At 73.1% G+C, this 25,404-nt stretch carries 23 protein-coding genes and 1 riboswitch; of the genes, 11 read left to right on the top strand and 12 right to left on the bottom strand.

The features are described 5' to 3' along the window. Positions 1-66 precede the first annotated feature (66 nt). The 6 genes from ABZ459_RS08830 to ABZ459_RS08855 form a co-directional block, all read right to left on the bottom strand. Positions 67-3,075: an FtsX-like permease family protein gene (locus tag ABZ459_RS08830; RefSeq protein ID WP_357967720.1), complete on the bottom strand. Its 3,009-nt coding sequence runs from the start codon at positions 3,073-3,075 to the stop codon at positions 67-69. After that, entirely contained in the window at positions 3,072-3,884 is an 813-nt protein-coding gene (locus ABZ459_RS08835) for an ATP-binding cassette domain-containing protein (RefSeq protein WP_357967723.1), read from the bottom strand. Before ABZ459_RS08835 ends, ABZ459_RS08830 begins: the two co-directional genes overlap by 4 nt. Then, positions 3,881-4,543 carry an ATP-binding cassette domain-containing protein gene (locus tag ABZ459_RS08840; RefSeq protein WP_357967725.1) on the bottom strand — a complete coding sequence of 221 codons (663 nt, stop codon included), beginning with the start codon at positions 4,541-4,543 and terminating at the stop codon, positions 3,881-3,883. Before ABZ459_RS08840 ends, ABZ459_RS08835 begins: the two co-directional genes overlap by 4 nt. 152 nt (positions 4,544-4,695) lie before the next feature. Further along, positions 4,696-6,273, bottom strand: a complete 1,578-nt coding sequence (locus ABZ459_RS08845; protein ID WP_357967728.1) for a PH domain-containing protein — start codon at positions 6,271-6,273, stop codon at positions 4,696-4,698. Beyond that, positions 6,270-6,761 (bottom strand): PH domain-containing protein, encoded by a 492-nt coding sequence (locus ABZ459_RS08850; protein ID WP_357967731.1) that lies wholly within the window; start codon positions 6,759-6,761, stop codon positions 6,270-6,272. The genes ABZ459_RS08845 and ABZ459_RS08850 overlap by 4 nt, the downstream gene beginning before the upstream one ends. Next, positions 6,758-6,997: a hypothetical protein gene (locus tag ABZ459_RS08855; protein ID WP_357967733.1), complete on the bottom strand. Its 240-nt coding sequence runs from the start codon at positions 6,995-6,997 to the stop codon at positions 6,758-6,760. The genes ABZ459_RS08850 and ABZ459_RS08855 overlap by 4 nt, the downstream gene beginning before the upstream one ends. A 111-nt stretch (positions 6,998-7,108) precedes the next feature. Here ABZ459_RS08855 and ABZ459_RS08860 point away from each other — a divergent pair, with 111 nt between their 5' ends. After that, positions 7,109-8,332 carry a histidine kinase gene (locus ABZ459_RS08860; protein WP_357967736.1) on the top strand — a complete coding sequence of 408 codons (1,224 nt, stop codon included), beginning with the start codon at positions 7,109-7,111 and terminating at the stop codon, positions 8,330-8,332. A 14-nt stretch (positions 8,333-8,346) separates the two neighbouring features. Then, a complete protein-coding gene (locus ABZ459_RS08865) occupies positions 8,347-9,003 on the top strand; it encodes a response regulator transcription factor (RefSeq protein WP_357967738.1) in 657 nt (218 codons plus the stop codon). Here the strand turns inward: ABZ459_RS08865 and ABZ459_RS08870 are convergent. Then, entirely contained in the window at positions 8,993-10,072 is a 1,080-nt protein-coding gene (locus ABZ459_RS08870; protein ID WP_357967741.1) for a phosphotransferase family protein, read from the bottom strand. The two genes, ABZ459_RS08865 and ABZ459_RS08870, sit on opposite strands and share 11 nt — an antisense overlap. Before the next feature lie 189 nt (positions 10,073-10,261). Between ABZ459_RS08870 and ABZ459_RS08875 the strand changes: the two genes are divergently transcribed. From ABZ459_RS08875 to ABZ459_RS08900, 6 genes are all read left to right on the top strand, one after another. Then, entirely contained in the window at positions 10,262-11,539 is a 1,278-nt protein-coding gene (locus ABZ459_RS08875) for an NYN domain-containing protein (RefSeq protein WP_357967744.1), read from the top strand. Between the two features lie 132 nt (positions 11,540-11,671). Then, positions 11,672-12,598, top strand: coding sequence for an NlpC/P60 family protein (locus tag ABZ459_RS08880; RefSeq protein WP_357967746.1), 927 nt, complete (start codon positions 11,672-11,674; stop codon positions 12,596-12,598). Between the two features lie 362 nt (positions 12,599-12,960). After that, positions 12,961-13,124, top strand: a riboswitch (cyclic di-AMP (ydaO/yuaA leader). 130 nt (positions 13,125-13,254) lie between these two features. Next, positions 13,255-13,737: a C40 family peptidase gene (locus tag ABZ459_RS08885; RefSeq protein ID WP_357967749.1), complete on the top strand. Its 483-nt coding sequence runs from the start codon at positions 13,255-13,257 to the stop codon at positions 13,735-13,737. 153 nt (positions 13,738-13,890) lie between these two features. After that, entirely contained in the window at positions 13,891-14,724 is an 834-nt protein-coding gene (locus ABZ459_RS08890) for a hypothetical protein (protein WP_357967752.1), read from the top strand. Positions 14,725-14,735: 11 nt separating this feature from the next. Further along, positions 14,736-16,610 (top strand): M48 family metalloprotease, encoded by a 1,875-nt coding sequence (locus ABZ459_RS08895; protein ID WP_357967754.1) that lies wholly within the window; start codon positions 14,736-14,738, stop codon positions 16,608-16,610. Further along, positions 16,607-17,701, top strand: coding sequence for a glycosyltransferase family 4 protein (locus ABZ459_RS08900; protein ID WP_357967757.1), 1,095 nt, complete (start codon positions 16,607-16,609; stop codon positions 17,699-17,701). Before ABZ459_RS08895 ends, ABZ459_RS08900 begins: the two co-directional genes overlap by 4 nt. On the opposite strand, the gene ABZ459_RS08905 is transcribed toward ABZ459_RS08900, so the two are convergent. Genes ABZ459_RS08905 through ABZ459_RS08915 form a run of 3 tightly spaced genes read right to left on the bottom strand, consistent with a single transcriptional unit; the run spans position 17,698 to position 20,770 of the window. Continuing rightward, positions 17,698-18,615, bottom strand: a complete 918-nt coding sequence (locus tag ABZ459_RS08905) for a carbohydrate ABC transporter permease (RefSeq protein ID WP_357967759.1) — start codon at positions 18,613-18,615, stop codon at positions 17,698-17,700. The two genes, ABZ459_RS08900 and ABZ459_RS08905, sit on opposite strands and share 4 nt — an antisense overlap. Next, entirely contained in the window at positions 18,612-19,484 is an 873-nt protein-coding gene (locus ABZ459_RS08910) for a sugar ABC transporter permease (protein ID WP_352322927.1), read from the bottom strand. The genes ABZ459_RS08905 and ABZ459_RS08910 overlap by 4 nt, the downstream gene beginning before the upstream one ends. Next, positions 19,484-20,770: an extracellular solute-binding protein gene (locus ABZ459_RS08915; protein ID WP_357967762.1), complete on the bottom strand. Its 1,287-nt coding sequence runs from the start codon at positions 20,768-20,770 to the stop codon at positions 19,484-19,486. The genes ABZ459_RS08910 and ABZ459_RS08915 overlap by 1 nt, the downstream gene beginning before the upstream one ends. A 183-nt stretch (positions 20,771-20,953) precedes the next feature. Here ABZ459_RS08915 and ABZ459_RS08920 point away from each other — a divergent pair, with 183 nt between their 5' ends. Continuing rightward, positions 20,954-21,736: a DeoR/GlpR family DNA-binding transcription regulator gene (locus ABZ459_RS08920; RefSeq protein WP_357967765.1), complete on the top strand. Its 783-nt coding sequence runs from the start codon at positions 20,954-20,956 to the stop codon at positions 21,734-21,736. A gap of 87 nt (positions 21,737-21,823) precedes the next feature. On the opposite strand, the gene ABZ459_RS08925 is transcribed toward ABZ459_RS08920, so the two are convergent. Further along, positions 21,824-22,717, bottom strand: a complete 894-nt coding sequence (locus tag ABZ459_RS08925) for an aldo/keto reductase (protein ID WP_357967767.1) — start codon at positions 22,715-22,717, stop codon at positions 21,824-21,826. 59 nt (positions 22,718-22,776) lie between these two features. On the opposite strand from ABZ459_RS08925, the gene ABZ459_RS08930 reads away from it, so the two are divergent. Both ABZ459_RS08930 and ABZ459_RS08935 read left to right on the top strand, forming a co-directional pair. Further along, on the top strand, positions 22,777-23,157 hold the full coding sequence (locus tag ABZ459_RS08930) for a MerR family transcriptional regulator (protein ID WP_357967770.1): 381 nt from the start codon (positions 22,777-22,779) through the stop codon (positions 23,155-23,157). Positions 23,158-23,212: 55 nt separating this feature from the next. Further along, the gene (locus ABZ459_RS08935; protein WP_357967773.1) at positions 23,213-23,623 is read left to right on the top strand and encodes a VOC family protein; all 411 of its coding nucleotides are present in this window, start codon (positions 23,213-23,215) and stop codon (positions 23,621-23,623) included. Here the strand turns inward: ABZ459_RS08935 and ABZ459_RS08940 are convergent, their stop codons facing one another. Beyond that, positions 23,624-25,369 (bottom strand): AMP-dependent synthetase/ligase, encoded by a 1,746-nt coding sequence (locus tag ABZ459_RS08940; RefSeq protein WP_357967775.1) that lies wholly within the window; start codon positions 25,367-25,369, stop codon positions 23,624-23,626. It lies immediately after the preceding gene. Between the last annotated feature and the right edge of the window lie 35 nt (positions 25,370-25,404).

Here is a 25,404-nt window from a genome sequence, read left to right on the forward strand (position 1 = left end):
GCCCGCGCGGCGGAGGTCAGGGCGCGGGCGTCAGGCGGGGGGCGTCAGGCGGTCCTCACCCGCACGTCACGCGGGGGCCTCGCGCAGCCGTTCGACGCGGATGCCGCGCAGGAGCAGCTCCGACACCACGCCCGCGACCAGCAGGCTGACCAGCAGGGCCGCGCCGACGACAAGGGCGACGGGCACCGCACCGACCTCGTGCGGCAGCGGCGGCGTGCCCGGCGGCACGGTGAACTGCGGGATGCGGCCCAGCGCCACCTTGGCCGCCGTCAGCCCGGCGGCGAGCCCGGCCAGCGTGCCGGCGGCCACCGTGATCACCTGCTCCAGCAGCAGCGCGACCCGCAGCGCCGCCACCCGCGCGCCCGACGCCTCCAGCGCGGCCAGCTCGTACCCGCGCCGCTTGGCGGCCGTGTGCAGGGCCAGCACGGTCCTGCCGAGCGCCAGCACCGCCGCCGACAGGGCGGCCACCAGCAGCAACAGCAGGGCCAGGCCCGGCCCCTGACCGGCGAACGAGGTGGCCAGCTCCGCGGCGCTGCGGCGGGAGATCACGCTCAGCCCCTGCGCGCGCAGGGCCGCCTCCAGCGAAGCGGTGTCGGACTCGCGGGTCCAGATCTGGTACTCGGCCTTGGCGTGCACGCCGTAGGACATCCTGTCGGCCTGTTCGAGGTCGACGAGCACGCCGGTGTCGGTCAGGCCGGGCGCGGCGGCCGCGGCGACGGCGGTGCGCACGCCCGAGGCGAACGCGCCGTCCAGGCCGGGCACGACCCGGCGGCCGACGTCGCCGACGGAGATCGCCGGCAGCACGGGCGCGTACGTGGCCGGGCGCAGCGTCTGGTTGCCCGTCATCGTGATCGCGAAGACGCCGTCCTGCTTGTCGGGGGCCTCGTCCACGCGCCAGGGCGGCTGCTTCAGGGTCCGCCAGCGGCCGCCCTCGCGCACGGAGACCTCGGTGACCGAGGTGCGCACGTAGGCGGCCTCGACGTACTGCTCGGGCGGGATCGCCTCGCCGCGGAAGGCGCGCAGCTCGCAGCCGCCGTCCCGGCAGGCGGGCGGCAGGTTCCACTCGTGGGCGCCGCCGCGCCCGGCGAGCGTCCCGAGCGGCAGCGAGGAGGGCCGCAGCTCGTCGCGCACACGCAGGGTGGCGAACAGGCGCACGTCCCAGCCCTTGGGCGGCCGGTCGTGCCGGACGGTCACCCGCAGCCGCTCGCCCTTCAGCCACATGCGCGCGGTGTCCGGGCCCGCCAGCGCGGCGGCGGCCCGGGCCATCGAGGTGCCGCCCGCCAGGCCGGGCTGCCAGTTGGCGACCGCGGCCAGCCGCGCCGCGTCGGCGGCCACGAGCTGCGGGGTGCCCGGCACCCTGATCACCGGGACGGCCCGCCGGCCGCCGGGATCGGCCGCCTCGACCGCCGCCCGCAGCCTGGTGGGCTCGACCGGCCTGACGGTCAGGGCGGTGGGCGCGCCGTTGTGGAACGTCGCCGTCTGCCGGTAGTCGCCCTGCGTCGCGCTCCAGGCCGACACCGCGAACGTGGCCAGCCCGAACGCCGCCCCCAGCACGATCACGCTGCCCGCGGCCACCGGCCCCCTGGCCACCTGGCGCAGCGCGAGGAACGGCCCGAGTCCGCCGTGCCGCCTGGTCAGCCCGAACAGCCGCCTGGCCAGTACCGGCAGCGCCCGGCTGGCCAGCAGCGCCACGCCGAGCGCGATCAGCCCGGGGACGGCCATCGCGGCCGAGCTCTGCTGCGAGGCGTCGGTGATCACGTTCGTGGCCAGCAGCTCGACCAGGCCGATCGCGGTGATCGCCAGCACCACGGAGTCCAGCAGCCAGCCACGCGCCGATCTGCGCGGGGTGCGCCGCCACTCCTCGGTGACCGGCCGTGTCGCGGTGCGCCAGGCCGCCGACGCCGCGGCCAGCACGCCGCCCAGCATGGCCGCCACGCCCGCCAGCACGGCCTCCGGGGGGAACTCGACGGGCACGCCCTTCGACAGCAGCGCGGCGATCACCGCGCCCGCCGCGGCCCGTCCGAGCAGCAGCCCGAGCGGGACGGCCAGGGCCAGCAGCAGCAGCGGCTCGGTCAGCGCGAAGCGCCACACCCGGGCCCGGCCGTGACCGCGCAGCCGGGCCAGCGCGATCTCCGGGCCGCGCGCCCTGACCAGGTCGCCCACGGTCTGGAACAACAACATCCAGCCGAGCCCGACGAGCTGGGCGATGACCAGCAGCGTCGGCACCCCGAGCGAGCCGGTGTTGGCGGTCATGCCCTTGAGCGTGTCGCCGACGCGGGAGAAGACGATGTCCTTGGAGCCCCGGCCGGCGGCCTCGGCGGCGGCCTGCGCGGCGGCCAGCGTGCCGAGGTCGGCGCCGGTCAGCCGGTCGACGTCGAGGTAGACGATGCCGTAGTCGGTCCAGCCGCCCGCGCCGTCGGCGGGGTTGACGTAGTCGCCCGAGCCGGCGACCGCGTAGCTGTCCTGCCTGGTCTGCGGGACGGTGAACAGCGGGTCCACCCGGTCCTCGGCGGCGGCCGGGCCGGGCGCGGAGAACAGCGGCCGGCCGAACCAGTAGGGGTCGTCGGGCGAGCCGGGACGGTAGACGCCGACCACGGTCAGCGGCATCGGCGTACGCCTGGCCTCGCCGAAGCCGCCGCGGACCAGCGAGGCCAGCCGCACCTGGCGGCCGATCCGGAAACCGGACACCTCGCTGGCCATCACCTCGCCGGAGGCGGCCGGGCAGCGGCCCTTGACCACCTTCAGGTGGGCGCACTGGCCGTCCTGCCACATCAGCGAGTACGAGCGGCGGTCGTTCAGCCCGCCGCTGGTGGTCTCCATGCCGTAGATCGGCGCGCCGGTGAGGCCGGCGTTCCCCACCATGCCGGTGAGCCTGGCCTCGATGACGCCGTCGTGGGTGGTGTAGCGCCAGCCGCGGCCCTCGACCGGCGCGGCGCGCAGGGCGTCGCGGACGATGGTGGTGCGGGCGGCGGCCGAGTAGATCGGCCCGACGGCCGCCGAGGCGATCGGCACGACCGCGATGAGCAGCACGATCAGCGACAACGCACGGCGTGCCCACAGGCCGCGCAGGATCACGACTCGGCCCTCCTGAGCGCGATGCCGTCCTCCAGGGGCTCGATCCTGGCCATCGAGCCCGGCGGCAGCAGGTGGTGGTACTCGGGCGGCACCTGCACCGCGCCCTCCCTGCCGACGACCACGAAGTCCTCCCCGCGCCTGCCCTCCGCGCCGACCCGGCCGTCCCTGATCGTCACCGTGCGGCTCAGCGCCTCGCTCACCGTGGTGTCGTGCGTGACCACGACGGCCGTGGTGCCGTCGAGGGCGGCGGCCCGCTTGATCAGCTCGACCACGGCCCGGCCCGTCCCGTCGTCGAGCTGGCTGGTGGGCTCGTCGGCGAGCAGCAGCCGGGGCTTGTTGGCCAGCGCCACGGCCAGGGCCAGCCGCTGCTGCTCGCCGCCCGACATGCGCCCGGCGGGCCGGTCGCCGGCCTCGCCCAGGCCGACGCGGGCCAGCAGGTCCCTGGCCCGGCGGCGGTCGCGGCGGACCGCCCGCTGGGCGAAGGCGACGTTCTGGGCGGCGCTGAGGTAGCCGATGAGGTTGCGCGCGGGGTTCTGCAGCATGACGCCGATGCGGGCGGCGCGTAATCGGTCGAGGCGGCGCTGGCCGAGCCGGCCCAGGTCGGTGCCGTCCAGCCAGAGGCGGCCGGCGCTCGGGCGCAGCAGGCCGGCCAGCAGCCAGAGCAGGGTCGACTTGCCCGCGCCGCTGGGGCCGAGCAGGGCCACGGTCTCGCCCTCGTCGATCATCAGGTCCACGTCGCGCAGGGCGACGACCTCGACGTCCTGGGCCTTGTAGATCTGCACGATCCCGTCGCACCGGACCACGCTCATGGACGGCTCCCGGAGTGGTGGCGCACGGCCGAGCGCAGCCGGATCACGCGGTCGCAGCGCTCGGCCACCTCGGGGTCGTGCGTGGCCAGGACGAGGGTGGTGCCGTCGCCGGTCACCGCGAGCAGCTCGTCCAGGACGAGCGCGCGATGCGTGGCGTCCTGCTCGGCCGTCGGCTCGTCGGCCAGCAGCACCCGCGGCCGCAGCGCCAGCGCCCTGGCCACCGCCACCCGCTGCTGCTGGCCGCCGGACAGCTCCTCGACCAGATGGTCGGCGAACTTGGCCACGCCCACCCGCGCCAGCGCCGCCGCGGCCAGGCCGACGGCCTCCTTCGGCGCGCGGCCCGCGGCCCGCAGGGCGACCTCGACGTTCTCGGCGGCCGTCAGCAGGCTGAGCAGGCCGTAGGACTGGAAGACCAGCGCCAGCTCGGCGCGCAGGGCGGGCTGCTCGTCGAGGGGCACGCCCCTGACCATCACCCGGCCCCCGGCTGGGGGCAGCAGCCCGGCCAGCGTGGTGAGCAGGGTGGTCTTGCCCGAGCCCGACGGGCCCATCAGCGCCACCCGCTCACCCGGAGCCAGCTCGAGGGTGAGGTCTTCGATGATCGTACGTCCGCCGGCGCGGCAACTCAGCGCGCGGCACGACAACGCCGGTCCTGGCACCACGCGGGGATCATCCTCCCGGCAGGCGATCTACGTCAACGGTCAACAGGGCTGCAACTCGGTTGCAAGCGCGACAAATAGCGTTATTGACAAGCAAGCCGCCGGGCCGCGCGATCACGCTTGTCCGCTACAGGGGCATGGGCAGCCGTGGTGGATCACGCGGCCTGCCGCCCGCCGTGCGGGCCGCCGGTCAGGAACGGCTCCAGCAGTCCCGGCACCGCCCGCGCCGCCAGGTCGAGCCCGTCGCCGCGGCCCACGTCCAGCACCTCGTAGTGGCCACCGCCCGCGGCCGTGCAGGCCGAGACGGTCAGCAGGCCCGAGCGCCGCTGGAAGAACGACTGCCGGAACGTCCAGCCGGTGATGCCGGCCCGGTCCAGCGCCACCGTACGGCGGACCAGCGCGCCGCGCCGCATGACCAGGTGCCGCGGGCCCAGCGCGTGACCGAGACCGCGCCGGCTCTCGGCGGCCAGCCACAACCCCGCCGGGAGCGCCAGGACGGGCGCCGCCCACACCCACGCGCGCGGCCACGACGCGGGCAGCAGCCACCAGGCGAGCCCCGCGCCCGCCGCCAGCACGAGCGTGGCCGCCAGCGCCCGCACGACCCGCCGCCGCCCGGCCGCCGCCGGATGCGCGGTCAACGACGTGCCCGCCGCGCCGATCCCCACGCCGATCCCCACGCCGATCCCCACGCCGCCCCTCGCGCCGGCGCCCGCCCCGGCTCCGGCGTCGGCCGTCGTGTTCGCGATCGCGGCGGCGACGCGGGCGGCCTCGGCGCGGGGGAGCGGCGGGGTGAGGGCGGCCACGTCCTCGGTCTCGTCCTCCGTCCTGGCCAGGCCGGTCGCGACGGCCTTGACCCGGGCGCCGCCGCCCAGCCGCAGCAGCAGCGGTTCGCTGATCTCGACGCCGCGCAGCCGCCGTTCCTCCAGGGTCAGCGAACGCGTGGTCAGCAGCCCGCGGCGCAGCCGGAGCCGGCCGGGTTCGCGTTCCAGGCGGTAGCGGCCCCAGGACTCGGCGTACAGCAGGAACGCGCCGAGCGCGCCGACGGCCGCGTTGAGCGCCAGGACCAGCGGGACCGCGAGCCACGGCTGCGCGCTCACCCAGCCCCACAGGCCGATCGCCGCCCAGTCGGTGAAGTCCTTGAGCCCGACGGCGCCGAGCCCCTTGTAGGCCGCGCCCAGGACCACCGCCGCCCCGGTGAACGTCCAGATCGACAGGGGCGCGTACCGGATCCACGACCAGCGCAGCTCGGCGAGGGGGCCGTCCTCGGGCGCGGGCGCTTCCTGGCGCAGCAGCGTGCGGCGCAGCATCTCGGCCGAGTGCCGGTCGAGGGCGTCCAGCACCAGCTCCGAGCCCTCGGCCGCGCGTTCGCCCGTGCCGACCCTGACCACGGTCAGGCCGAACGCCCGGCGCACCGGATCGGCGCGCAGGTCCACGCTGCGCACCCGGTCCAGCGGGACCGAGCGGTGCTGCCGGACGGTCACGCCCGAGCGCAGTTCGAGCCGGTCGGAGGTGAGCCGCCAGGCGGTCGTCCGCAGCCGGGCCGCCTCGTAGGCCACCGCCCCCGCCACGATCAGCACGGCGGCCCCCGCGCACGCCGCGACGACGCCGCCCGGTTCCCAGTCCTGGCCCACCAGGAACCGCGCCAGCGCGGCCACGGCGCCGGCCACGAACGCCAGCGACCTGGCGGCCGCGTTCCACAGGCCCCGGCCCGACAGCGGCTGCCAGCCGGTCACGTCGCGTCCCCGGGCGTCGCCTGGGTGCGCGCGGTGAGCCGTTCGGCCAGGTCGGCGGCGAGCCGGTGGTCCAGCGCCGTGATCCTGACGGCTCCGGCGGAGGAGGCGGTGGTCACCGTGACGTCGGCCAGCCCGAACAGCCGCTGCACCGGCCCCCGCTCGGTGTCGACCCGCTGGATCCGCGACATCGGCGCCACCTTCCACGTGTGCGTCAGCCACCCCTGGCGCACGTAGACCGCCTCCTCGGTGACCTCCCACCGCTGCACCCGGTAGGCCGCCCGCGGCTCGGCCAGCGCCACCAGCAGGCACGCCGCCGCGAACGCCCCCGCCGCCACCCCGAGCCCCGGCGTACGCGGCGTGAACACCAGGTACGCGCCCACGGCCGCCGCCGCCACGGGGACCGTGAGGACGAGCCACTGCACCGTCCACCACGCCACCGCCCGGCGGTCGGGACGGTGCCGCGGCGGTCGCAGCGCGGTCCCGCTCATCGCCCCTCCTCCGCCCGGCCGGCCGTCCTGCCGACCGCGCCGGCCACCGCGAGCAGCGCGAACCCGAGCACCCCGATCACGACGGCCGCGAAGACCTCGTAACCGTCGAGGAAGGGCAGCACGTTGACCACGAGCAGGCCGTGCGCCCACCGCCACCAGCCGAACAGGGTGTTGATCAGGCCGCCGATCCCCTGCAGGACCAGCAGCCAGCCGAACGCCTCCAGCACCGCTTTCATGCCCTCCACACTCGCCGCCGCGGCGGCCCGCCCGCCTCGGCCATCGGTCTGCGGCGACATCGACTTTGGTCGCTGTCGCCGGCTCCCGCGCAGGGCATAACCTCGACGAATGTGAGGGAACTGCGGGGGGAGGGCGATCCGGCCCTGGAATACCGGTGGGCGTTGCCGTCCACGCTGCTCGGCGACGGGCGCGGGGGCCGGATGCGGCGCTCGACCCTCGACTGGGTCTCCGACATCGCGCTGTTCCTGCTGGCCTGCGGCGTGACGTTCGTCAGCCTGGAGGAGATCCGGAACGAGCCCGAGCCGCTGCTGGCCGTCGAGCAGATCGTGGGGGCGCTGGCGTGCGCGGGGGTGTGGCTGCGGCGGCGCTGGCCGGTGGGGTTCGCGCTGGTGACGATCCTGCTGTCGTCCTATCTGGAGCTGGTCGGCGGGGCCTCGCTGGTGGCGCTGTTCACCGTGGCGGTGCACCGGCCGTTCAAGGTGTCGGGGCCGGTCACGCTGCTGGCGCTGGTCACCCTGGCCCCGTACGTGCTGCTGCGGCCCCAGGAGGACCTGACGCCGCTGTGGGGGGCGGCGTTCGGGGTCACGATCGTGCTGACCATCTACGCCTGGGGCATCGTCATCCGGGCCAGGCGGCAGCTCGTCTGGTCGCTCAGGCAGCGGGCCGAGACCGCCGCCGAGGACGCCAAGCGGCTCGAACGCGAGCGCATCGCCCGCGAGATGCACGACGTGCTGGCCCACCGCATCTCGATGCTCAGCCTGCACGCCGGGGCGCTGGAGTTCCGTCCCGACGCGCCCGCCGAGGACGTCGCCAGGGCCGCCGGGGCGATCAGGAGCAACGCCCACCTGGCGCTCCAGGACCTGCGCGAGGTGATCGGCGTGCTCCGCCACACCCCGCCGGGGGCCGCCGACCCGGTGCCCGACCGGCCGCAGCCGACGCTCGCCGACCTGCCCGCGCTGGTCGAGGAGTGCCGCCAGGCCGGCATGGACGTGCGCCTCGACCTGGACGCCGCCGACGGCGTCCCGGCCGGGGTGGGCCGCAACGTCTACCGCATCGTGCAGGAGGCCCTCACCAACGCGCGCAAGCACGCGGGCGGCGCGCCGGTGGCCGTGGCGGTGGCGGGGGAGCCGGCCGAGGGGGTCTCGGCCGAGGTGCGCAACCCGGTGTGGTCGCGGCACGGGCCGCGCATGCCGGGGGCGGGCGCCGGGCTCATCGGGCTGACCGAACGGGCCGAGCTGGCCGGTGGCCGGCTGGAGCACGGCGTGACCGACGGCGAGTTCCGGGTGCGCGCCTGGCTGCCGTGGCCGGGAGACAAGGACGGGGACGGACGTTGAACGACGGAGGGCCGATGGACGCGCCGATCAAGGTGCTGATCGTGGACGACGACGCGATGGTGCGGGCCGGGCTGTCGATGATCCTGGGCGGGGCCGCGGACATCGAGATCGTGGGCGAGGCGGCCGACGGGGCCGAGGTGCCGTCGCGGGTGGCCGAGCACCGGCCGCACATCGTCCTGATGGACATCCGCATGCCGGGCGTCGACGGGCTCACCGCGACCGAGGCGCTGCGCCGCACCGCTTCGCCGCCCGAGGTCGTGGTGCTGACCACGTTCCACGCCGACGCCCAGGTCGTGCGGGCGCTGCGCGCGGGGGCGGCCGGGTTCCTGCTGAAGGACATCCCGCCCGGCGACCTGGTCGGCGCCCTCAGGCGGGTGGCCGCGGGGGAGCCGATCCTGTCGCCGGCGGTGACCCGGCAGCTCATCTCGCACGTGTCCGACGGGGGCGGGCGCGACCGCACCGAGCGGGCGCGCGGGCTGCTCGGACGGCTGAGCGAGCGGGAGCGCGAGGTCGCGCTGGCCGTGGGGCAGGGCAGGTCGAACGCCGAGATCGGGCGGGAGCTGTTCATGAGCGTGCCCACGGTCAAGGCGCACGTCTCGCGCATCCTGACCAAGCTCGACCTGAACAACCGGGTGCAGATCGCGCTGCTGGTCTACGACGCTAGCGGGTGAGCAGCTCCTCGATGGCGGCCCGGTGGAGCACCAGGTCGTCGGGGTCGTCCGGCATGGGCTGCTCGCCGAAGTGGATCCTGCGCTGCCACACCCGGGCCATGATGATGCCGTGGCGGAGGGCGGCGTACATCTCGTAGAAGTCGAGATCGCGGGGCTCGTAGCCAGTTATTTCACGATATTTCTGGCAAACGTCGTCGCGGCGCATGAAGTCCGGCATGCCGGGCAGGCCCATCGTCACCGCGAGGTCCTGGAAGAAGCGGTGCAAAAAGATCATCCAGGAGACGTCCAGCTCGCGCGGGCCCACGGCGGCCATCTCCCAGTCGAGCACCGCCACCGGCGTGAAATCGCGGTACATCACGTTGCCGATCCTGGCGTCGCCCCAGGTCAGGACGTCGGGGCCGGGGTCGTCCGGCCAGTGTGAGCCGAGCCAGTCGAAGGCCCGCTCCAGCACGGGGATGGGCCGCGCGCCGTGCGCCCACCGGTAGTAGGCGCGCTGGGCCTCGACGTGCGCGCGCAGGCCGTCCGTGCCGCCCGGGGCGAGCGGGCCGAGCACCTCGACGTCCCGTCCGGTGTACGGCGTCTCGTGCAGCGCCGCCATGAGCCCGACGCTCGCGTCCTGCAGCCGCCGCCGGTCGCCGGGGGCGGCGTCGTGCAGCCAGCCTTCGAACGTGTACGGCATGACGTCCGGCGGCACGTCGCCCTCGGCCCGCTCCATGACGAAGAACGGCGTCCCGAGCGGCGCGGGGTCGGGCTCGAACCAGAGCGGCTTGGGCGCTGGGATCCCAGCTTTCTCCCTGGCCAGCCGCATGACCTCGAACTGGGCCCGCAGATCGTAGGCGGGGAACACCGGGACGGCTTCCTCCGCAGGTGCGAGCCTGGCCACGCACCGCCGCGTCCCGGCGGCCCAGGTGGCGGTGAAGAACAGGGTCTCGCTCGACATGCCGTTGCCGGAGGGCCGCGACAGCTCCGACACCGTGGCGTCCCCGCCGACCCGGCCGCGCAGCCAGCGGGACGCCCGCTCGCGCAGTTCCTCCAGGTCACGCGTGGACGTGCGCATCTGTTCCGTCACCGCTCACCTCCACGCCGAACCGCTGCCCCGGCTCAGTCGTATACCCCCTACCAAGCGCTTGTCTAGGTTCAAGGGACCGTTACGGTCAGGTACGCAAGAGCCGTACCCTTGTCTGAAAGGGCATGTCACGAAGGGACAAGTGGGATGAGTTCAGCGGGTGAAGGCCTGTCTCGCCCGCTTCCCGAGCAGGTGCGCCTCAATGTCGTCGACCTGGCCGCGCAGGTTCTCGGCACGATGCCCGCCGTCTCCGTGCCGCCGCCGCTGCGCGGCATCGCCAAGTTCGACCCGCGCAAGCGCGCCAAGCTGGGCAGCGCGCCGATCGCCGCGCAACTGGAGAACGACAAGAAGTTCCGCGAGCTGGTCGCAGAATCAGTCGCCGCCGGATGGCCCGAGCTGGTCGCCGCGCTGGCCGAGGGCAGTGTGCCGCCCGCCGCCGACCCCGTGCTGGTGGCTGCCGCAGCCTATCTCACCAGGCCGCCCGGCTGGGCGGAGATGATCGAAACCGCCCGCGCCGACCTTGAGCAGTCCGCCGTGGCGGCCGAGGGGTCCGAGCGCGAGGAGGCGGTGACGCGGCTGCGCGAGCAGCTCGCCGCCCAGAAGACCGCCGCCAAGGAGGAGGCCGACCGGCTGCGCGAGCAGATCAAGGCGGCCCGCGCCGAGAACTCCGACCTGCGGCGCAAGCTCCACGACGCCCGCGAGCGGGCCAAGGCCGCCACCCGCAGGGCCGAGGAGATGGAGCAGGCCGCCGACGACGCCCGGCACGCCGCCTCCACCGCCGGCAACGCGGGCGAGGCCGAGCTGCGCCGTCTGCGCGAGCGCCTGGCCGACGTGGAGAAGCAGCTCGAAGCCTCCCGCCGGGCCGCCCGCGAGGGTCGCAGCATCGAGGACGCCCGCGTCAGGGTGCTGCTCGACGCCCTCCAGGACGCCTCGGCCGGGCTGCGCAGGGAGCTGGCGCTGCCCACCACGATCAGCAGGCCCGCCGACTCTGTCGCGGCCAGCACCGGCGAGCGTCCGGGGGTGCGCGGCGTGCCCGCGCGGGCCCTGGCCGACGACGACCCGCAGCTGCTCGACCAGCTCCTGGCGCTGCCGCAGGTCCATCTGATCATCGACGGCTACAACGTCACGAAGACCGGCTACGGCACGCTCACCCTCGCCGACCAGCGCAACCGGCTGATGACCGGCCTCGGCGGGCTGGTCGCCCAGACCCGGGTCGAGGTGACGGTGGTCTTCGACGGCGCCGAGCTCAACGCGCCGGTGCAGGTGGTGGCGCCGCGCGGCGTGCGGGTGCTGTTCAGCGCGCCGGGGGAGATCGCCGACGACCTCATCCGCCAGCTCGTCCGGGCCGAGCCGCCCGGCCGGGCCATCGCCGTCGTCTCCTCCGACCGCGAGGTGGCCGAGTCCGTCCGCCGCATGGGCGCCAGACCGGTTCCGTCCGGTCTGCTGCTGCGCCGGCTGGGCCGCGCATAAGTTACGAATTAGCACTATTGGCGAGACCCCACCCGCCACTTCTGTACTATTTCGCCCCAGGTGTAATCCCTGGGAGGCGACGCTGTGAGGTTTGGCCGGGTGACGGTGGCCGCGGGTCTCGCGATCGGACTGATGACGGTCCCGATGGGTGCGGCGCTCGCTGATCCCAAGCCCACTCTCAAACAGGCCAAGGCCAAGCTCGAGAAGCTCAACGACAAGGCCGACAAGGTCGTCGACCGGTACAACACGGCGACCGAGAACTACAAGAAGGCCAAGGACGCCTACACCACGCTGAACGACCGCTACAAGCGCAAGCTGCAGACGGTCGCCGACCTGCGGGCCGAGATCATCAGGGCGGCGGTGGACTCGTACAAGATGGGCGGGGACGTCACCTCCCTGCCCGGCATGGTCGGGGTCGACAACCCCGAGAACCTGCTGGCCGGGCTGGCCATGGCCGGGCAGCTCTCGCGCGAGCGGCTGGAGAAGCTGGCCGCCTTCGACCGCGAGAACAAGGGCCTCAAGGCCGAGCGCGACAACGCCGAGACCGCGCTGGCCGACGCCGACAAGGAGCGGGACGCCGTCCAGCGGGAGCGGGCCGAGGTGCTGAAGCTGGTCGGCCAGCAGAAGAAGCTCCTGGACAAGCTGGGGGCCTACAACCCGGGCAACCCCAACAGCACCGGCATCAAGTACACCGGTCCCGCCTCGGGCAGCGCGGCCGCCGTCCTGCAGTTCGCCTTCGCCCAGGTCGGCAAGCCGTACATCTACGGGGGCACGGGCCCGCGCGGCTACGACTGCTCAGGGCTGACACAGGCCGCCTGGCGCGCGGCCGGTGTCACACTGCCGCGTACGACGTGGCAGCAGTGGGCCTGGGGCGCCGGCCGGAAGGTGGACATCAAGGACCTCCAGCCGGGGGACCTCATCTTCAGCGAGGGGCTCGGGCACGTCAGCATCTACGCGGGCGGAGGCAAGATCGTCCACGCGCCGCAGACGGGGGACGTCGTGAAGGTCGTCCGCCTCGCCGACTACCGCCGCCCCCTGGTCGGAGCCATCCGCCCCTGACCCGCCCCCTGACCGCCCGGCGACCGGAATCGCGGGCGGCTTCGGGCTGTCCGCGACCCCTGAGGCGAAAGGGACAAACGGGGCGAAAGGGTCCTGACAATCGGGTGTGCCGCGAAGTGTGAGAAGGGTCACAAAGCGGTAACGGAACTCGCTGCTCGAGCAGGGATTTCCCCCTTTACTCCCACCTTTATCTGATCTTTACAGCCGGTGTCTCCCTTTGCCAAATCTTGACCCGTCCGCGTAGTTTCTGGCGTCGCGGTCAGCAAGCCATGCGCACCGCGGATCGACATCGGAACCCCCGATGCGGACCAGATGAAAATCCATCGGTCGCCGCCGATATCCCTATGCAGAGACAACCATCGGGCGGCGACCTGCCGAGTCCGTGCAGCCAGGAGGCACGGAGCCGGGGACCCAAAGATCCCGTAATCCCCCGGGATCAGGGGTGAATCGGCGCGTCATCGCGCCGTAGGGCGACTTCCAGGCCCGAATCCGTCAGCTAACCCGGTAGGCGTTCGTGGAAGACACAAGGAGAAATCCTGTCTACCTCCCTGCATAACCCCCGTCTGTCCCGTCTTGCCCTGAGGGGCGTCGCACTCACGATGACCGTGACGGCCGGAGGTGCGGCTCTCCATGCCGTGCCGGCCGGGGCGCAGACGGTGAGCGAATCGGCCGCCAGGCTCACCGCGGTGTCCAGCACCGCCAAGGCGGCCACTGCGAAGTCGGCCAAGTCGGCGAAGACCGCCAGGTCCGCCAAGTCGGCGAAGGCCGCGCGGCAGGCGTCGAAGGCCCGCAGGGCCGTCGCCGTCGCCAAGCATCAGGTCGGCGACCCGTACCGGTACGGGGCCACGGGCCCTGGTGCGTTCGACTGCTCCGGACTCGTCCAGTACGCCTGGAAGAAGGCCGGAGTGCGACTCCCGCGCGTGACGAACAGCCAGTTCGCCCGCATCAAGCGCAAGGTCTCCTGGCGCAATCTCAAGCCGGGCGACCTGATGTTCTTCAACGGGCTGGGCCACGTCGGCATGTATGTCGGCCACGGCAAGATGGTCCATTCGCCGCGGACCGGCGAACGGGTGCGCATCGACAAACTGGGCGGATGGCGGAAGTCGTCGTTCGTCGGCGCGGTGCGTCCCGGCGCGTGACAACGGGCCCCGCCCGGACCATCCCCGGTCCGGGCCGGGGCCTGTCGCATGCCCGGCTTCGTGAAGGGACCGGCCTCCTGAAGGGACCGGTCTGGCGAAGGGGCCGGCCTCGTGAAGGGGCCGGGAGCGTCCTGGGCCGACTAGCATCGGGCCGTGTCCTCGCAGGTGCGTCCGTCCCTCCGCAGTCCGCGTCTGCTCCTTTCGGTGCTGCTGCTGTCGACGGCGGTTCTCGTGGTCGCCGACGCGCCGCCCGCCGCCGTCCTGCCCGCCGGGGCGCGCGGGTTGTGGGGCGACGGCGGTCAGGTGGCCCGCGGCGCGCGGTCCGTGGTCGTGGGGCACCGCGCCGACCCCGGCGTGCTCGCCGACCTCGCCCGCCGGGCGGACCTCGCCGGACGGCGGGTGTCCGCGGTGCTCGGCCGGCCGGTACGCGCGCTGGTCGTCGTGCCGGACTCCGACGCCGAGGCGGCCGGGCTGGCGGGCACGGGCCCGCTGGACGGGCTGGCCGCGGTGGCCGACGGCGCCAGGGTGATCATCGTGCCGGGCTCCTTCGCGCGGCTCACCCCCACGGGACGCGACGTCGTCCTCACCCATGAGCTCACCCACGTCGCCGCGGGCACCGACCGGCTGCCCGTCTGGCTCTACGAGGGGTTCGCCGACTACGTGGCCTACCGCGACGCCGGGCTCCCCGTCGGGACGGCCGCCGCCGAACTCGCCGCCGACGTACGGGCCGGCCGGCTGCCGAGCGAGTTGCCCGGACCTGCGGCTTTCGCCCCCACGGCCGCCGATCCCGGACGGCTCGCGCGGGCGTACCAGGAGGCCTGGATGGCGTGTCGCTTCCTCGCAGACCGGTTCGGTGACGGGACCCTGGTACGGCTCTACCGTGATGCCCGCGTGGCCGGCGTCGATCAGGCGCTCGCCTCCGTGGGGCTCACCGCCGAGACGCTGGCGGCACGGTGGCGCGAGTACGTACGAGAGCAGCTCGCGTGAAGGGGAGGCAGATGAGCGAGCGGAACGACCCGCCCCGGGAAGGGGACGAGCCCGCCGGAGCGGTCGCCGGAGGGGCCGACGAGCCCGGCACGGCGGTCGCGGCGGCGCACGGCGGCGGTGTGGCCGTCAGGGACGACGGCGGTGACCGGCCCGGCGACGGTGGACCGCCGGAGCCGTCCGGCACGAACGAGCCCCCGGAATCCCCGGGACACCCCGACGACCCGGACGACCCGGACGCCCGCCCCGACGCGGACGCCGACCCCGACACCGAGGACCCCCGTCACCCCCAGCCCCCCACCCCCGACGACCGCCCCCACGCGACCCGCGCCGGCGCCCCCGCCGCCGAGGGCTCGGACGGCTCCGGGAAGGGCCCCGAGAACCCCGACGAGCACACGGACGACCCGGGCAAGGGCGGCAAAGGCCGCGGCAAGGGCAAGGGCGGCAAAGGCGGAGGCAAGGGCGGGGGCAAGGGCAAGGGCCGCGGCAAGCGCAACGGCGACCCCACCACCCCCCTCGCCGAGGACACCGAGAACGCCCCCGCCGCCGAGAACGCCGACGACGCCGAGCCCCGTCCCCGGCCCGGCAAGCTGACGGGAACGGCGGAGCACCTGATCGCCCGGGAACGGCAACGCGCGGAATCCCGCTCCAGGCGCGCGGCCGGCGCCGCCCTCGCCCTGGTCGGCGGCGTGATCCTGGCCGTGGCCGCGTTCACCACCCCCTGGCGGGTCCTGGCGGCGGGCGCGCCCGCCGTCGCCCCCGACCCCGCCCGCGACTTCAGCGCCGCCCAGATCGCCAGGGCGCAGGCGTTCGACGCGGCCACCACCCTGCCCGGCTACATCTCGCTCGGCCTCACGCTCCTGTTCGCCGGGCTGCTGGTCCTGACGCCGTTCGCGGCCAAGGTGCTGGGCGTGCTCAGGGGCCCGTGGTGGGTGCGGGTGGTCCTCGGCGTGGTGGTGCTCACCGCGATCACCGAGGTGCTGAGGTGGCCGCTCGGCATGTGGTTCGAGACGATCCTGCGCGACTACGGTCTGTCCACCCAGGACTGGGCGGGCTGGACCGCCGACCGGCTCAAGAACACCGGCGTCAGCGTGCTGCTGATGGCCGTCATGCTGCTCGCCCTCGTGGCGCTGGCGCGCAAGGTGCGCCGCTGGTGGATCCCGGCCGCCGTGGGCGCGTTCGCGCTCACCCTGGGGGTGTCGTACGTCTACCCGGTGGTGTTCGAGCCGCTGTTCAACGACTTCACCTCCATGCCGCAGGGCTCGCTGCGGTCGGAGCTGCTGGCCATGGCCGAGCGGGACGGCGTCCCGGTCGAGGACGTGCTGGTCGCCGACGCCTCGCGGCGTACCACGGCGCTCAACGCGTACGTGTCGGGCTTCGGGGCCACGCGCCGGATCGTCGTCTACGACACGCTGCTCAAGGCGCCGGAGTCGGAGGTCGAGCTGGTGGTCGCGCACGAGCTGGGCCACGCCAAGCACGCCGACGTGCTCGACGGCACGCTGCTCGGCGGCCTGCTGGCCGCCTTCGGCACGATCGGCCTGTTCCTGCTGGTGGGCCCGCTGCGGCGGCGTACGGGGATCGCCTCGGTGGCCGACCCGCGCGCGATCGGCGTGCTCATGGGGCTGATGACGCTGGCCTCGCTGGTCTCCGACCCGGCCCAGAACCTGATCACGCGGCACGTGGAGGCGCGGGCCGACGTGCACGCCCTCGACCTCACCAGGGATCCGGCCACGTTCGTCGCGATGCAGAAACGCCTCGCCATAACCAACATTTCCGACTTGTCGCCGGATGCGGTGGAATATGTGCTCTATGCCTCCCATCCCTCCAGCCCCGAGCGCATCGCCCTGGCCCGCTCGTGGGCGAGACTGAACGGCGTCCCAGAACCGTGACCGACGTGGTCTTCGTGACGAACGACTTCCCGCCCAGGCCGGGCGGCATCCAGTCGTTCGTGCACGGACTCGCGCTCCGCACGCCGGGGGTGGCCGTCTACGCCCCCGCCTGGCCGGGATGCGAGGAGTTCGACCGGCGTCAGCCGTACCGGGTCGTGCGGCACCCGACGCGGCTGATGCTGCCCACTCCGGCCGTCGCGCGCAGGGCGGCCGGGCTGGTGGCCGAGCACCGCGCCGAGACCGTGGTCTTCGGCGCGGCCGCGCCGCTCGGCCTGCTCGCGCCCCGCCTGCGCGCGGCGGGCGCGCGGCGGGTGGTGATGCTCACCCACGGCCACGAGGCGTCGTGGGCGGGCGCGCCGGGCTTCCGCTCGGTGCTGCGCAGGATCGGCGCGCACGCCGACGTGGTGACCTACCTGGGCGACTACACGCGCGAGCGGCTGGCCGCGGCGATCCCCCCGCACAAGCTCGTGCGCCTGGCGCCCGGCGTCGACGTCGACCAGTTCCACCCCCGGGCCGCCAAGGCGGCGCTGGGCCTCGACGGCCGGCCGGTGGTGGCCTGCGTGTCCCGGCTGGTCCCGCGCAAGGGCCAGGACCAGCTCATCCGGGCCTGGCCCCGGGTGCTGCGCGCGGTGCCGGACGCGGTGCTGCTGCTCGTGGGCGGCGGCCCGTACCGGTCGCGGCTGGAGCGCCTGGCGGGCGGGCACGAGTCGATCAGGTTCACCGGCACGGTCCCCGCCGCGAGCCTGCCCGGCTACTACGCGGCGGCCGACGTCTTCGCGATGCCCTGCCGCACCCGCTGGAACGGCGTGGACGTCGAGGGTCTCGGGATCGTCTTCCTGGAAGCGTCGGCGACCGGCCTGCCGGTGGTCGCGGGCAACTCCGGCGGCGCGCCGGACGCCGTACGGCCCGGGGAGACCGGCCTCGTCGTGGACGGCGCGGACGTCGCGGACGTCGCCCAGGCCCTCGTCGACCTGCTCTCCGACCCCGCGCGGGCGCGCAAGATGGGCGCCGGCGGCCGCGACTGGATCACCCGCGAGTGGACGTGGGAGCAGGTGGCCACCCGCTTCCACGCCCTGCTCCGGCCCGCCTAGCCCTTGGTCGAGCCCAGCGTGAGCCCGGCGACGAACTGCTTGTGCAGGAGCTGGAAGACGATCAGCGTGGGCAGCGCCACCAGCAGGGACCCGGCCGCCAGCAGGTTGTAGTCGGTGAAGAACTGGCCGCGCAGGTTGTTCAGCGCCGAGGTCACCGGCAGCTTGTCGCCCGAGGACATCAGCACCAGCGCCCACAGGAAGTCGTTGTACATCCAGGTGAACTCCAGGGTGGCCAGCGCCGCCAGCACCGGCCTGCACAGCGGCAGCGTGAGCCGCCAGTAGCGCTTCCACACGCTCGCGCCGTCCACGAGCGCCGCCTCGGTGATCTCCTCCGGGATCGTCCGCATGAAGTTCGCGATGACGAAGACGCAGAAGCCGAACTGGAACGCCACGTGGATGAGGATCAGCCCGAGGTAGGAGTCGTAGAGCGACTGGGAGTCCGACAGCCAGGCGGGCAGCGGCACCAGGGTGTAGAGGGTGTACAGCGGGGTGATGAGCACCTGCGGCGGCATCAGGTTCCCGGCGGTGAACACGATCAGCAGCGCCTTGCGCCCGGGGACGCGCACCCGCGCGACGGCGAACGCCGTGAACGAGGCCAGCGCCAGCGTGACCAGCACCCCGGGGACGACGATGATCAGTGTGTTCAGGTAGTAGCGGGGCAGCTCGGCCTGGCTCCACGCCTCGGCGTAGTAGCCGAGCGTGAGGTGCTCGGGCACCGACAGGTAGCCCAGCCGGGCCGTCTCCTCGTACGGCCGCAGCGAGGCGTAGACCGACAGGGCCAGCGGCAGGATCCAGCCCAGCGCGACCAGCGCGAGGAAGGCGTGCAGCAGGATCCGCAGCGGCCGCACGGGCCGGCGCGCGGGCGCCCGCCGGTCCTGGGCCGGGGGAGCGTCGGCGGGCGCGGTGAGCGTCATCGCTCCTCCTTGAACAGCTGCGACAGGTACGTGACGATGAACCCCAGCGAGATCACCAGCAGGATCACGGCGATGGCCGAGCCGAAGCCGATGCGGCCGGCCTCGCCCACGATGTTCTCGGTGACCAGCACCGACAGCAGCTCCAGGCCGTTCCTGCCCTTGTTGACGGCGTAGACGACGTCGAACGCGCGCAGCGCCTCGATCACGGTGATGACCAGCACGATCACGTTGACCGGCCGCAGCGTCGGGAACACCACGCGGAAGAAGGCCTGCGCCTCGGTGGCCCCGTCGATGGCGGCGGCCTCCTTCAGCGCCGGGTCCACCGCCTTGAGCCCGGCCAAATAGATGATCATGACGTAGCCGACGTGCCGCCAGCCGGCCGCGACCATCACGACCCAGATGTTGATCGAACGGTCGCCCAGCCAGTCCACGGTCAGGCCGGTGACCGCGTTAAGCACGCCGTAGTCGGAGGAGTAGACGAGCTGCGCGATGAAGCCCACCACGGCCAGCGACAACACGACCGGCAGGTAGAGCGCGCTCTGGTAGACCCGCGACCACCGCAGCCGCCGGTCCAGCAGCACCGCGCAGAACAGCCCGAACGGCGTCGCGACCAGCCCCAGGAAGCCCAGCCACAACACGTTGTTGCGCACCGCCGACCAGAACGGCGGGTACGCGGTGGCCAGGTCGTGGTAGTTGCGCCCGCCCACCCACTCGATCGGCCCGATGCCGTTCCAGTCGGTGCCGGACAGCGCGACGGAGGCCAGCGCGGGCCCCCAGATGAGGCCCACGTTGACGATGACGGCCATCCCCAGCCCGATGACCAGCACGGTCACGTCCCGGGCGGAGTAGCGACGGGTTTTGACGGTCATCAGCGGAAGATGTTGGCCTTCTGCTTCTCGATGCTCGCCAGCAGGGAGTCGATCTCGTCCGGCGCGCCGACGAACGCCTGCAGGGACGGGATCATCACGGTGGAGGCGAAGTCCGGCCGGGTGTCGCGGTCGAGGAACTGCGCCAGGTGGGTGGCCTGGGAGACCAGTTCGGCGCCGCGCTTCTGCAGGGTGCTGTAGCCGCTGGTGTCGGCCTTGGAGCTGGACGCCAGCGTGCCCGGGTCCAGCTTGGTCGCCTCGTTCTGGGACGAGCCCTTGGCCAGGTGCTTGAGCAGGGCCTTGGCGCCGTCCACGTTCCTGGCCTTGGCCGAGATCATGTAGCCGTCGATGGGGGCGTCGATCGAGTCGGTGCCGTGGGCGGGGTCGATCTCGGGGAAGGTGAAGAAGTCGATGTCGTCGCGGTCGGCCTCGGGGAACTGCTGGGCGACGAACATGCCGAGCAACATCATGCCGGTCTTCTTCTGCGCGAGCGACTGCCCGGCCTCCTGCCAGGTACGCCCGAGCGCGGCCGGCTGGTGGTACTCCATCAGCCCCCGCCAGGTGTCGAAGACCCGCCTGACCCGGGGGTCGGTCCAGGACTCCTTGCCGGCCATGAGCGAGATGTGGAAGTCGTAGCCGTTCGTGCGCATGTTCAGGATGTCGAACGTGCCCATCGCCGGCCAGCCGTCCTTGTCGGCGAACGCGATCGGGACCAGCCCGTCGGCCTTCATCCTCCTGGCCAGGGCGGTGAACTCGTCCAGGGTCCGCGGGGGCTCGTACCCCTTGGCCCGCCACAGGCTCCTGCGGTAGAAGACGGCCCACGGGTAGTAGGTGAACGGCACGAAGTACTGCTTGCCGTCGGTGCCGGTGGACTGGTCCTTGAACGCCTGCGTGTAGTCGCCGCCGATCTCCCGCCACACGTCCGAGATGTCGGTCGCCAGGCCCTGCTCGGCGAAGAAGCGCATCCGGTAACCGGCGAACCAGGTGAACACGTCGTCGGGCGTGCCCTTGAGATAGCGGTTGATGTTCTCCTGGAACGTGTTGTGGTCGACCGTGTTGACCTTCGGGACGCCCTGGGTGAAGCCCTTCAGCACGGTCTCCAGGGCCTTCTTGGGCACCTCGTCGGAGGCGTTCGAGCCGATCGTGACCGTGCCCGTCCCGCCGCCGGACGACCTGCCCGGCCCGGTGGAGGGGCTGCCGGACCCGCACCCGACGAGCACGGCGGGCACGCCGAACGCGGCGGTTCCGAGGAGCAGACGGCGACGGGAGATCGGCATGTGTCGGTCCATGGTGGTTCCTCCTTGCCGGACCCTTCAGATTCCCCCGAGTTCGCTCACACCCATTCATCGAAAGACGAAGCCCGACCGCTGTCAACGCACTGTTTCATGGCGTTTTCGACGCATTCACCAGGTCGGTGTCATGTCATGATGCGAACGGGATTGTGTCGGAACCTGTTGGGATCTGGTGATGCGATGCTCGCCCCGCAGCGTCAGCAGGCGATCCTGGACCTCGTCCGGCAGAACGGCGGCGTCAGGGTCGTGGACCTGGTGCGCGCGTTCGGCGTCTCCGACATCACGATCCGGCGTGACCTGGAGCTGCTGGCCGAGCGCGGCCTGCTGGCCAAGGTGCACGGCGGCGCGACCACCATCGGCGCCACGAACGAGCCCGGCTTCGCCGCCAAGTCCGTGCAGCAGGAGGAGGAGAAGCGGGCCATCGCCGGGCACGCCGCCGCGCTCGTACGCCCCGGCACGGCCGTGGCCCTGTCGGCCGGCACCACGACCTGGACGCTCGCCCACCACCTGGGCCAGGTCCCCGGCCTGACCGTTGTGACGAACTCCGTCCGCGTCGCCGACGTCTTCCAGCACGCCGGCCGCCCCGACCAGACGGTCGTGCTCACCGGCGGCGTACGCACCCCTTCCGACGCCCTCGTGGGCCCGGTCGCGGTCGCCGCGATCCGCCGGCTCAACGTGGACCTGCTCTTCCTGGGCGTGCACGGCATGACCGCGAGGACGGGCTTCACCACGCCGAACATGATGGAGGCCGAGACGGACCGCGCGCTGGTCGAGGCGGCCTCCAGGCTGGTGGTGCTGGCCGACCACACCAAGTGGGGGACCGTCGGCATCAGCACGATCGCCCAGCTCGACGAGGCCGACGTGGTCGTCTCCGACACCGGCCTGCCGCAGGCGGCCAGGCAGGCGCTGTCGGAACGGGCGGGCCGGCTCGTCCTGGCGGAGGCGCGGCCCGTCACGGGATGAGGCCCGTCACGAGATGAGGCCGTCACGAAGATGAGGCCCGTCACGGGGTGAGGGGCCGCGTCACGCCCCCGCTTCCGGACGGCGGCCTCAAGCGACCGCCGCCGACAGCCGGTCGTACTGCTCGTCGGAGAGCTCGACCGACAGCGACGCCACGTTCTCCTCCAGGTGGCCGATCGAGGAGGTGCCCGGGATCGGGATCACCGTGGGGGAGCGGCGCAGCAGCCAGGCCAGCGACGCCTGGGCCGGGGTGACGCCGATCTCGGCCGCCACCGCCGCCAGCGGCGTGCCGGGCCCGGCGTGGGAGCCCGCCGCGATCGGGAAGAAGGGCAGGAACGCGATGCCGTGCGCGGTGGCGTGGTCCACGACGTCCTCGTGCTGCCGGGTGGCCAGGTTGTACATGTTCTGCACGGCCGCGATCGGCGTGATCTCCGCCGCCTGGCGCAGCTCCTCGGTGCTCACCTCCGACAGGCCGATGTGCCGGACCTTGCCCTCGTCCCTGAGCTGCTTGAGCGCGCCGATCTGGTCGGGGAGCGGGTAGGCCGGGTCCAGGCGGTGCAGCTGGAGCAGGTCGATGCGCTCCACCCGCAGCCGGCGCAGGCTCAGCTCGGCCTGCTGGCGCAGATAGGCCGGATGGCCGAGCGGCACCCATTCGGCGGGCGAGGGCCGCAGCACGCCGATCTTGGTGGCCACCGCCACGCCGTCCCCGTACGGGTGCAGCGCCTCGGCGATCAGCTCCTCATTGGCGCCGAGCGCGTAGGAGTCGGCGGTGTCGAAGAGGTTCACGCCCAGCTCGGCCGCCCGGCGCAACACGGCCACGGCGCCCGCCCGGTCCGCCGGCGCCTCCCAGATGGGCGCCTCCAGCGCCGAGCGCGCGGGGTCGGGGGCGTCGGCCAGCCGCATCGACCCGTAGCCGATCCGGCGCACCTCCAGGTCTCCGCCAATGGTGAACGTCTGTACAGTTTCGCGAGGAATTTCTCTCATGGACGTCACGCTAGAAGCTCACATCGATGTGAGATGCAAGCGGGTGTGAGGAGCATCACATGAAGATCGGCGCGCTCTCCGCGGAGACCGGGGTCAGCCCCCGGCTGCTGCGCTACTACGAGGAGCAGGGGCTGCTGACCTCGTACCGGGCCGACGGCGGTCACCGGCGCTACGGAACGGACGCGCCCGTCGTGGTCCGGCGCATCCGCACGCTGCTCGCCGCGGGCCTGCCGACCAAAGTGATCAAGGACGTGCTCCCGTGCGCCTCCGGCTCCGGCGAGGTGCTGGACGCGTGCACCCTGGGCCGGCTCCGCGGCCGGCTCACCGACCTGGACGAGCAGATGGCCGAGCTCCAGGCCACCCGCCAGGCCCTGGCCGCGATCCTGACCGCGACCGAGCGGGCCGGTGACCTGGCCGGTGACCTGGCCGGAGCCGCCTGACGGCCTGGGCCTGTCCCGAAGTCCGGCTCATGCGACCTTGTGACAGGATCGCGGGATGCTGCGATTCACCGACTTCATCATCGACTGCCCGGATGCGATGAAACTGGCGGCCTTCTACGCCGAGGTGACGGGCCGCCCGATCAAGGACGGCAGCCACGCGAACTGGGCCGGCATCCAGTTCGGCGAGATCGAGCTGGCCTTCAACCCGGTGGCGGACTACCGCGCCCCGCGGTGGCCCGACAGCGAGCACCCCAAGCAGTTCCACCTCGACTTCGAGGTCGACGACATCGAGGCCGAACAGAGCCGCGTCCTGGCCCTCGGCGCGTCGCTGCGCCAGGACTCCATCGGCCCCGACGGCTACGGCTGGCGCGTCTACACCGACCCCGTCGGCCACCCCTTCTGCCTCTGCCGCAACAAGGGCGTCGTCTGGACCGACCAGGGCCTCATCTGGCCCGAGCGCGCCTAGCTAGTGGCCGTAGAGCTCGTCGATCTCCTTGGCGTAGTCGCGCATCACCAGGTTGCGCTTGACCTTCAGCGTCGGCGTCAGGTGGCCGCTCTCCTCGGTGAGGTCGGTTTCGAGGATCGTGAACTTCTTGATCTGCTCGGCCTTCGACACCATGCCGTTGGCCCGGTCGACGGCCTCCTGGACCTGCGCCAGGATCGCCGGGTCGGCACGCAGCTCGGCCGCGCTCCGGCCGGCGGGCGTCGCCTCGGGGTCGAGCGTGACCAGCGCGGCGACGAAGGGACGGCCCTCGCCGACGATCATGGCCTGGGACACCAGCGGGTGAGCGCGTAGGGCGTCCTCCAGCGGGCCGGGGGCGACGTTCTTGCCCGCGGCCGTCACCAGGATCTCCTTCTTGCGGCCGGTGATGCGCAGGTAGCCGTCGGCGTCGAGCTCGCCGACGTCGCCCGTGCGGTACCAGCCGTCGGCGTCGACCGCCTCGGCGGTGGCGGCGTCGTTCTTCCAGTAGCCGTCGAAGACGTTGCGGCCCTTGGCCAGGATCTCGCCGTCGTCGCCGATGCGGACCGAGACGCCGGGCAGCGGCTTGCCGACCGTGCCGATCTTGTTGGCGCCCGGCATGTTGACCGAGATGGGGGCGGAGGTCTCGGTCAGGCCGTAGCCCTCGAAGACCTCGATGCCGACGCCCCGGAAGAAGTGGCCGAGCCGGTCGCCGAGCGCCGAGCCGCCGGAGACCGCGGCCGACAGCCGGCCTCCGGTGGCCGCCCGCAGCTTGGCGTAGACCAGCCGGTCGAACAGCATGTGACGCAGCCGCAGGCCGAGCGGCGCGCCGCCGGACGCCTCGGCCTTGCTCCAGGCCACCGCCACGTCGACGGCGCGGGCGAAGATCTTGCCCTTGCCGCCCGCGGCGGCCTTCTGCTCGGCGCCGTTGTAGACCTTCTCGAACACGCGCGGCACGCCCAGCAGGAACGTCGGCTTGAAGTCCTGGAGGTCGGGGGCGACGTTCTTCATGTTCGGGGTGTGCGCCATGATCGCACCGGCCTCGACCAGCACCACCTGGATCATCCGCGCGAAGATGTGCGCGAGCGGCAGGAACAGCAGCGCCGCCGGGTCCTTCGAGCTGAACAGCCGGTCGAGCGGCCCGCGCAGCACGTTGAGGGCGGTGAACAGCAGGTTGTCGTGGGTGATCCGGCAGCCCTTGGGACGGCCGGTGGTGCCCGAGGTGTAGACGATCGTGGCCAGGTCGGAGGCGACGACCTTCTTCCTGCGCTCGTCCACGGCCGAGCCGGGCACGCCCTCCACGTCGAGCCGCCCCTCGACCCGCCAGACGGCCTTCAGCTCGGGCGCGGCCTCGCGGACGGTCTCCTCGTGCGTGTCGAGCTCGACGAAGGCCGCCTTGGCCTCGCTGTCGGCCAGGATCCATCGGACCTGCTCCACCGACGACGTCTCGTAGATCGGGACGGTGACCGCGCCGACGGACCAGAGGGCGTAGTCGATCAGCGTCCACTCGTAACGCGTGCGCGACATCAGCGCGACCCGGTCGCCGTGCTCGATCCCGGCCGCGATGAGCCCCCTGGCCACCTCGACCACCTGGTCGCGGAACTCGCCCGCGGTCACGACGGGCCAGCCGTCGTCGGTCTTGCGGCGCATGATCACGGTGCCGGGCTCCCGCTCGGCCCGGTCGAAGACCGTGTCGGGCAGGCTTGCTGAGGCAGGCACATCGACCAGGACGGGGACGCTGTACTCGCGCACGAACTTTCAACTCCTCTACGGGGACCGCCTGGACG

Origin of the sequence: Nonomuraea sp. NPDC005692 (assembly GCF_040631115.1) — a bacterium.
Classification (GTDB): Bacteria; Actinomycetota; Actinomycetes; order Streptosporangiales; family Streptosporangiaceae; genus Nonomuraea.

Excerpts from the sequence above, each read along its gene's own strand:
- ABZ459_RS08835 (WP_357967723.1), bottom strand. The coding sequence starts at position 3,884 with ATGAGCGTGGTCCGGTGCGACGGGATCGTGCAGATCTACAAGGCCCAG.
- ABZ459_RS08850 (WP_357967731.1), bottom strand. The coding sequence starts at position 6,761 with ATGAGCGGGACCGCGCTGCGACCGCCGCGGCACCGTCCCGACCGCCGG.
- ABZ459_RS08855 (WP_357967733.1), bottom strand. The coding sequence starts at position 6,997 with ATGAAAGCGGTGCTGGAGGCGTTCGGCTGGCTGCTGGTCCTGCAGGGG.
- ABZ459_RS08865 (WP_357967738.1), top strand. The coding sequence starts at position 8,347 with ATGGACGCGCCGATCAAGGTGCTGATCGTGGACGACGACGCGATGGTG.
- ABZ459_RS08880 (WP_357967746.1), top strand. The coding sequence starts at position 11,672 with ATGACGGTCCCGATGGGTGCGGCGCTCGCTGATCCCAAGCCCACTCTC.
- ABZ459_RS08895 (WP_357967754.1), top strand. The coding sequence starts at position 14,736 with ATGAGCGAGCGGAACGACCCGCCCCGGGAAGGGGACGAGCCCGCCGGA.
- ABZ459_RS08905 (WP_357967759.1), bottom strand. The coding sequence starts at position 18,615 with ATGACGCTCACCGCGCCCGCCGACGCTCCCCCGGCCCAGGACCGGCGG.
- ABZ459_RS08910 (WP_352322927.1), bottom strand. The coding sequence starts at position 19,484 with ATGACCGTCAAAACCCGTCGCTACTCCGCCCGGGACGTGACCGTGCTG.
- ABZ459_RS08915 (WP_357967762.1), bottom strand. The coding sequence starts at position 20,770 with ATGGACCGACACATGCCGATCTCCCGTCGCCGTCTGCTCCTCGGAACC.
- ABZ459_RS08920 (WP_357967765.1), top strand. The coding sequence starts at position 20,954 with ATGCTCGCCCCGCAGCGTCAGCAGGCGATCCTGGACCTCGTCCGGCAG.
- ABZ459_RS08925 (WP_357967767.1), bottom strand. The coding sequence starts at position 22,717 with ATGAGAGAAATTCCTCGCGAAACTGTACAGACGTTCACCATTGGCGGA.
- ABZ459_RS08930 (WP_357967770.1), top strand. The coding sequence starts at position 22,777 with ATGAAGATCGGCGCGCTCTCCGCGGAGACCGGGGTCAGCCCCCGGCTG.
- ABZ459_RS08935 (WP_357967773.1), top strand. The coding sequence starts at position 23,213 with ATGCTGCGATTCACCGACTTCATCATCGACTGCCCGGATGCGATGAAA.